Genomic DNA, 6,690 nt, shown 5'->3' with positions numbered 1-6,690 from the left:
CGCCCGCCCCCCCGCCCCACGGGTCAGTTGAGCGGGCGGAAGCCGGGCAGCTCGCCGTGCGCGAGCGCCGTCTCGGCGAGCTCCTGCAGCGCCGTGAGGGCGACGCGCTGCGAGATCGGGCCGAACGAGACGCGTGCGACGCCGAGCTCCTGCAGCTCGTCGAACGAGGGCGTGCCCGGCAGGGCGATCGTCGTGAGGCGCTGCGGCCCGAACGCGTCGACGAGCGTGCGCACCTCGTCGCTCGTGACGGGCCCCGGCACGAACACGATGGGTGCGCCGGCGTCGAGGTAGGCGCGGCCGCGCTCGAGCGCGTCGGCGATGACGACGTCGCGGTCGCGGTCGCCGCCGAGGGGGAACGCGTCGGTGCGGGCGTTGAGCACGAAGTCGGGCACGCCAGCGTCCCGCGCGACGCGCATGATGGCCTCGACCTGCGCTGCCGCCTCGTCGAGCGGCTTCAGCTGGTCCTCGATGTTGGCGCCGACGACGCCGAGCTCGATCGCACGGCGGATCGTCTCGGGCGCGTCGCCGTAGCCGCCCTCGAGGTCGGCAGAGACCGGCAGGTCGGTGACGGCGAGGATGCGACGGATCGCCTCGAGCATCTCGTCGAGCGGGATGTTCTCGCCATCCTCGTAGCCGAGGGTCGCGGCGATGGAGTGGCTCGCGGTCGCGAGCGCCACGGTGCCCTGCGCGCCGACGACGGCCGACGCCGAGATGGGATCCCAGACGTTGACGACCTTCAGCAGCGCAGGGTCGCGGTGGAGGCGCAGCAGCTCGGATGCACGTGCGGCGGTGTCGGTCATGGTGACTCCTGTCGGTGGGGTTCGCCCGGTCGGTCGGATGGCGCTGGCCGGTCGGATGGCGCTGGCCGGTCGGATGGCGCTGGCCGGTCGGATGGCTCTGGATGCGTCCGGAGGGGTGCGGGTCGATGGATGGCGTCGGCGGCGAGCGCCGCCAGCACCTCCTCCTCGTCGGCCCTCGTCAGCCCGTTCGCGCGGGCGCGGCGCAGGCCGCGGGCGCGCTCGTCGGCGACGACGTCCCTCGCCGTCGTCGAGGTGGGGCGCAGACGCACGCCGTCGGCGAGCAGCGCGGCGTTCGAGCGCGCGCCGAGGCCCTCGTGGCCCGTGGGCAGCCAGAGCGCGAGCGACCTCGGCCCGCCCCACGGCTGCACGTCGAGACGTTCGAGGTCGGCGTCGCTCGCGAGCACGACGGGGCCTGCGTGGTCGGCGGCGGCCCGCAGCTCGTCGACGAGCGCGTGCAGGCTCGTCACGGGCCCGACGGCGTGGCGCACCCCCACGACGCGGCGGGCGCCGAGGGTGGCGATCGCGTCGGCGAGGTCGCGCACGTCGATCACCTGCGCCGCGACGTCGCGCTCGGGCACGAGCAGCGCGTCGTCGCCAGCGAGCGCGGCGCGTGCCGCCCACGACCCGTAGCGGTCGCTGGGGTCTCCCGGACCGACGATGAGCCCGGGACGCACCACGAGCAGCCGGTCGCCGAGCGCGGCGTGCATCGTGCGCTCGACGTGCACCTTGGCGCGGCCGTAGTCGCCGGGGTCGGTCGAGGGCTCGAGCAGGCGCGCCGTCTCGTCGTCGCCGGCTCGGTCGTCGTCCGCGTACACCGAGATCGTCGACACGAGCGTCCAGTGCAGGGCTCTGGCGGCGAGCGCATGGGCGGCCGCGGTGGCGTGCGCGGGGATGCAGGTGACGTCGACGACCTCGTCCCAGTCGCCCGCGAGCGCCTCGACGCCCACGAACGCCTCGGCCCCGTCGTCGCGGTCGATGCGGACGTGCGTCGCACCCGCTGGCACGCCGTGGCCGCGTGCGACGCACGTGACGTCATGGCCTGCGGCGACGTGCTCGGCTGCGATGGCGTGGCCCAGCCAGGCGGTGCCACCGAGGACCAGGACGCGCATGCTGCGAGCATGGCACCGCACGCGCACGCCGCGCGCGGTCTTCGCGAGGGGCGAACGCGCCGCGGCGCGCACGAGCGCGATCGCCTAGCGTCGACGGCATGGACCTCGCGAGCGCACCGCCGCCCGGCACCGCCGTGCCCGCGTCGGTGCTCGCGATCGCCGACGGCCGGCCCACGCGCCTGCTGTGGCGCAACGATCTCGGCGGCCTGACGGTCGCGATCGACGACGACGACGATCCGCTCGTGGTGAAGTGGAGCCCGCCTGGCGCACCGCGCCTCGACGACGAGGCCGCACGGCTGCGATGGCTCGTGAGGCGGCATCCTGCGCCGCACGTGCGTGCGCACGGCAGCGCGCCGGACGGCGAGCTGCTCGTGACCGATGCGCTGCCTGGTGAGGGAGCCGCGTCGGCGCGGTGGCTCGCGGAGCGCGAGACGGCCGTGCGCGCGATCGCGGCTGGACTGCGCGCGCTCCACGCGCTGCCGATCGACGACTGCCCGTGGTCGTGGCTGCCTGGCGACCGCATCGCCGCAGCGCGGCAGCGCGGCCACGCGGTGCCGCGCACGCTCGAGCACGCCCCGCCCGTCGATCGGCTCGTCGTCGGCCACGGCGATGCGTGCGCGCCCAACACGCTGCTCGACGCCGACGGCGCGTTCCTCGCCACGGTCGACGTCGGCACGCTCGGCGTCGCCGACCGGTGGGCCGACCTCGCCGTCGCGTCGATGTCGCTCGAGTGGAACTACGGCCCGGGTGTCGAGGGAGTGCTGTGGGACGCGTACGGCGTCGCTCCCGACGCCGAGCGCATCGCCTACTACCGGGCGCTGTGGGACGTGGCCGACTGAGCGACGCCGCCTGGCCCCCTGCCCGTCAGCGCACGAGCGCGGGATCGATGCGCAGCGCCGAGGCGCCGCGATCCGCCGTGAAGACGGCGTGCGCGGCGGCGCGCAGCGTGTCGGCGCCCTCGCCTGCGCGCACGAGCGTCACGTCGGCTCCGAGCCTGCGGACGGCAGCGCGGCCCACCTCGACGTACGTCGCACCCGTCGAACGCTCGAACGTCTCGCGCGTCTGGGGGTAGTCGGCGCGCAGCTCGCGCAGGTCGGCGATGATGTGCGTCGGCCGATCCTCCTGCGAGGCGAGCAGCACCGTGGCTGCCTGGTCGATGCCCGTGAGCACGAGCACGCTGGGGATGCCCGCGCGGTTCGCGCCGCGGATGTCGGTGTCGAGGCGGTCGCCGACCATGATCGCGCTCGTCGCACCCACGCGCTCGATCGCGGCGGCGAAGATGGGCGTCTCCGGCTTGCCGGCGACCTCCGGCATCCTGCCGACCGCCGTGTGCACGGCCGACACGAGCGTGCCGTTGCCCGGGGCGATGCCGCCTGCCTGCGGGATCGTCCAGTCCATGTTCGTCGCGATCCAGGGGATGCCGCGATGCAGCGCGAAGGCAGCCTCGGCGAGGTCCTTCCATCCGACGTGCGGCGCGAAGCCCTGCACGACGGCGACGGGGTCGTCGGCGGCGGTGCGCACGACGCGGTAGCCGCGCGCCTCGAGCTCGACCGTGATGCCGTCGCCGCCGACGACGAGGATCGCGTCGCCAGGCTTGGCGTGCCGCGCCAGCAGCGGCATCGCCGCCTGCGGGCTCGTCACCACCTGCTCCGGCGCGGTCTGGATGCCGAGCTCGGTGAGGTGCGCTGCGACCTGCGCGTCGGTGCGCGACGCGTTGTTCGTCAGGTACAGGACGGGTTGCGTGATCGCGTCGATCGCATCGACGGCGTGCGGGATCGCCGACGGGCCGGCGTAGACGACGCCGTCGAGGTCGAGCAGCACGGCGTCGACGCCGTCGAGCAGCGTCATGCGCGGTCGTCCTCGTCGGAGGCGCCACCCGTCGCCGCAGCATCGTCGGCCTCGTGCGCGGGCGCGTCGGGCTCGACGTCGGCGCGCGCGGCCTCGGTCTCGGCGACCTGCGTGGCCGACTCCCCCGCGTCCTCGGCCCCGAGCGAGAACAGCGGAGCGACCTCGGCCGCCGCCTCCTGCGTGCCCGCGTCGTCGGCCGGCTCGTCGGTCGACGGCGTCGGCGCCTCGGGGTCGGTGGCCACGAAGGCCCCGGCGAGCAGCGCGTCGACCTCGGCCTCGATCGAGGCGGGCGACGTGTCCACCGGCTCGGGCGCCTCGGTGGCGTCGTCGTCGGTGTCGCCGGAGACGTCGCCGATGGGCTCGTCGGAGCCCTCGTCGTCCTGCGCGGACGCGGCGACCTCCTGCGCGATCGGCTCGTCGAGCTCGTCGAGCTCGTCGACGTGCACGTCGATGTCGTGCGCATCGATCACGGCCGAGTCGGGCTCGTCACCGTCGCCCGCGTCGTTCTGGACATCCAGGTCAGCCTCGTCGTCCAGGTCAGCCTCGTCGTCCAGGTCGACCTCGTCGTCCAGGTCGGCCTCGTCGACGTGGAGCAGCTCCTCCGTCACCCGCACGGTCTCGGTCTCACCCGGGTCCGCGGCCTCCTGCAACGCGTCGATCGCACGGTCGGCGAGGGCGAGCCATTCGGCGGCCTCGTCGGTGCGACCGAGGTCCTCGAGCACCGTGGCGAAGGCACCGAACAGCGCGGGGCTGTAGGAGTGCGCGACGTCACGCTGCAGCTCGGGGATGCGCAGCTCGTCGAGCGCCGCCTGCGTCTGGCCGAGGTCGAGCCTGGCGCCGGATCGGGCGATCGCGAGCTCGACGCGCACCGCGGTGGGCAGCGTCGACGCGTCGACGCTGCGCGAGAGCTCGAGCGCCTTCTCGGGGCGTCCGAGTCCCCGTTCGCAGTCCACCATGAGCGGCAGCTGCTCGTCGCTGCCGGTGATGCGACGGAACGTGCGCAGCTCGCGCAGCGCCAGCCCGAAGTCGCCCTGGTGGTAGGCGGTGATCGCGAGCGTCTCGCGCACGACGCCGATGCGGCCGGCGCGACGCGACGCGGCGAGCGCATGCTGGTGCGCTGCCTCGGGGTCGTCGTCGAGCAAGCGCTCGACCATCGCGAGGTGCCGCGCGACGTCGTCGGCGTTGTCCTTCGCGAGCGTCTTCAGCTGCATCCGCGCCTCGCCGGCGAGGTCGCTCGCCTGCACGTCGTCGGGCAGCTCGGGTGCGTCGAATTCCTCGCGGACCTGGCGGAAGCTCTCCCCCGTGCCGGTGCCGCGGTAGCCGTGCTCCTCGCGACCCGGCCGAGCCTGCTCGCGGGCAGGTCGGCGGTCGTCGTCGCGGCGCGGACCGCGGTCGTCGCGCTGCTGGAACGGACGACGCTCCCCATCCCGCGGGGGACGGCGGTCGTCGTCGCGGCGGGGGCCGCGGTCGTCGCGCTGCTGGTACGGAGGACGACGTTCGCCATCACGCGACGGACGACGGTCGTCATCACGGCGCGGCGCGCGGTCGTCGCGCTGCTGGTACGGAGGACGACGTTCGCCATCACGCGACGGACGGCGGTCGTCATCACGGCGCGGCGCGCGGTCGTCGCGCTGCTGGAACGGACGACGCTCCCCGTCGCGCTGCTGGAACGGCGGACGACGGTCGTCGTCGCGGCGGGGGCCGCGGTCGTCGCGCTGCTGGTACGGAGGGCGACGCTCGCCATCGCGCGGCGGACGACGGTCGTCATCACGACGAGGGCCGCGGTCGTCACGCTGCTGGTACGGCGGGCGGCGGTCGTCGCGCTGCTGGAACGGACGGCGGTCGCCATCCCTCTGCTGGTACGGCGGACGACGGTCATCGTCGCGGCGAGGCGCGCGGTCATCCCGCTGCTGGAACGGGCGACGCTCGCCATCGCGCTGCGGACGACGGTCGTCATCACGCCGCGGGCCACGGTCATCGCGCTGCTGGAACGGGCGACGCTCGCCATCACGCGGCGGACGACGGTCATCGTCACGACGGGGAGCGCGATCGTCACGCTGCTGGTAGGGAGGGCGACGCTCGCCATCCCGCGGCGGACGACGGTCATCGTCACGCCGCGGGCCACGGTCATCGCGCTGCTGGAACGGACGACGCTCGCCATCACGCGGCGGACGACGGTCATCGTCACGACGGGGAGCGCGATCGTCACGCTGCTGGTACGGAGGGCGACGCTCGCCATCACGCGGCGGACGACGGTCATCCCGCTGCTGGAACGGACGACGCTCGCCGTCGCGCTGCGGTCGCCGGTCATCGCGCTGCTGGAACGGAGGGCGACGGTCGTCGTCGCGACGCGGCGCGCGATCGTCACGCTGCTGGTACGGCGGACGACGCTCGCCATCGCGCTGCGGACGACGGTCGTCATCACGCCGCGGGCCGCGGTCATCGCGCTGCTGGAACGGACGCCGCTCGCCATCGCGCTGCTGGAACGGCGGGCGACGGTCATCGTCGCGTCGCGGACCCCGGTCATCACGCTGCTGGAACGGACGACGCTCGCCATCACGCGGAGGACGGCGGTCGTCGCGCTGCTGGAACGGACGGCGCTCGCCATCACGCGGCGGACGACGGTCGTCGTCACGGCGCGGCGAACGATCGTCGCGCTGCTGGTACGGCGGACGACGCTCCCCATCACGCGGAGGACGACGGTCGTCGTCGCGGCGCGGGCCGCGAGCGTCGCGGTCGTCGCGCTGCCTGGGGCTGCTGTCGTCGCGACGTCCACCGGAGGGCCGGCCTCCGGTCGGCGATCCGTCGCGTCGACGGTCACGGTCCGAGCTGTCAGCCACTGCATTCCTCCTGAGAAAGCGAAAGGGGCCCCAGCATCATGGCTGGGGCCCCTTTCGAAAAGAAGTCCGGCGGTGTCCTACTCTCCCACAGGG

The 6,690-nt window shown here is 74.4% G+C and carries 6 protein-coding genes; 2 read left to right on the top strand and 4 right to left on the bottom strand.

Features of this window, described 5'->3' with window-relative positions; all coding sequences use genetic code 11:
• Positions 1-23: 23 nt before the first annotated feature.
• Together ACZ6H8_RS13475 and ACZ6H8_RS13470 are read right to left on the bottom strand one after the other, a co-directional pair.
• Positions 24-800, bottom strand: a complete 777-nt coding sequence (locus ACZ6H8_RS13475; RefSeq protein WP_464147393.1) for an isocitrate lyase/PEP mutase family protein — start codon at positions 798-800, stop codon at positions 24-26.
• Positions 797-1,909, bottom strand: coding sequence for an NAD-dependent epimerase/dehydratase family protein (locus ACZ6H8_RS13470; RefSeq protein ID WP_464147392.1), 1,113 nt, complete (start codon positions 1,907-1,909; stop codon positions 797-799). The genes ACZ6H8_RS13475 and ACZ6H8_RS13470 overlap by 4 nt, the downstream gene beginning before the upstream one ends.
• Before the next feature lie 98 nt (positions 1,910-2,007).
• On the opposite strand from ACZ6H8_RS13470, the gene ACZ6H8_RS13465 reads away from it, so the two are divergent.
• Positions 2,008-2,748 (top strand): phosphotransferase, encoded by a 741-nt coding sequence (locus tag ACZ6H8_RS13465; protein WP_464147391.1) that lies wholly within the window; start codon positions 2,008-2,010, stop codon positions 2,746-2,748.
• A 25-nt stretch (positions 2,749-2,773) separates the two neighbouring features.
• Here ACZ6H8_RS13465 and ACZ6H8_RS13460 read toward each other — a convergent pair whose 3' ends face one another.
• Together ACZ6H8_RS13460 and ACZ6H8_RS13455 are read right to left on the bottom strand one after the other, a co-directional pair.
• Positions 2,774-3,757 (bottom strand): HAD-IIA family hydrolase, encoded by a 984-nt coding sequence (locus ACZ6H8_RS13460; protein WP_464147390.1) that lies wholly within the window; start codon positions 3,755-3,757, stop codon positions 2,774-2,776.
• Positions 3,754-4,968 (bottom strand): hypothetical protein, encoded by a 1,215-nt coding sequence (locus tag ACZ6H8_RS13455; protein ID WP_464147389.1) that lies wholly within the window; start codon positions 4,966-4,968, stop codon positions 3,754-3,756. Before ACZ6H8_RS13455 ends, ACZ6H8_RS13460 begins: the two co-directional genes overlap by 4 nt.
• Here ACZ6H8_RS13455 and ACZ6H8_RS13450 point away from each other — a divergent pair.
• Positions 4,918-6,690 (top strand): hypothetical protein (locus ACZ6H8_RS13450; RefSeq protein WP_464147388.1); only part of this gene is annotated, 1,773 nt, incomplete at its 3' end. The two genes, ACZ6H8_RS13455 and ACZ6H8_RS13450, sit on opposite strands and share 51 nt — an antisense overlap.

Source organism: Agrococcus sp. AC640b (genome assembly GCF_979255995.1).
The sequence above is the reverse complement of the archived record's forward strand: the minus strand, read 5'-3'. Positions and strand labels throughout refer to the sequence as shown.

What these genes read in the sequence shown, in the direction of transcription:
- ACZ6H8_RS13465 (WP_464147391.1), top strand. Translation starts at nt 2,008, where the DNA reads ATGGACCTCGCGAGCGCACCGCCGCCCGGCACCGCCGTGCCCGCGTCG.
- ACZ6H8_RS13470 (WP_464147392.1), bottom strand. Translation starts at nt 1,909, where the DNA reads ATGCGCGTCCTGGTCCTCGGTGGCACCGCCTGGCTGGGCCACGCCATC.
- ACZ6H8_RS13460 (WP_464147390.1), bottom strand. Translation starts at nt 3,757, where the DNA reads ATGACGCTGCTCGACGGCGTCGACGCCGTGCTGCTCGACCTCGACGGC.
- ACZ6H8_RS13455 (WP_464147389.1), bottom strand. Translation starts at nt 4,968, where the DNA reads ATGCAGCTGAAGACGCTCGCGAAGGACAACGCCGACGACGTCGCGCGG.
- ACZ6H8_RS13475 (WP_464147393.1), bottom strand. Translation starts at nt 800, where the DNA reads ATGACCGACACCGCCGCACGTGCATCCGAGCTGCTGCGCCTCCACCGC.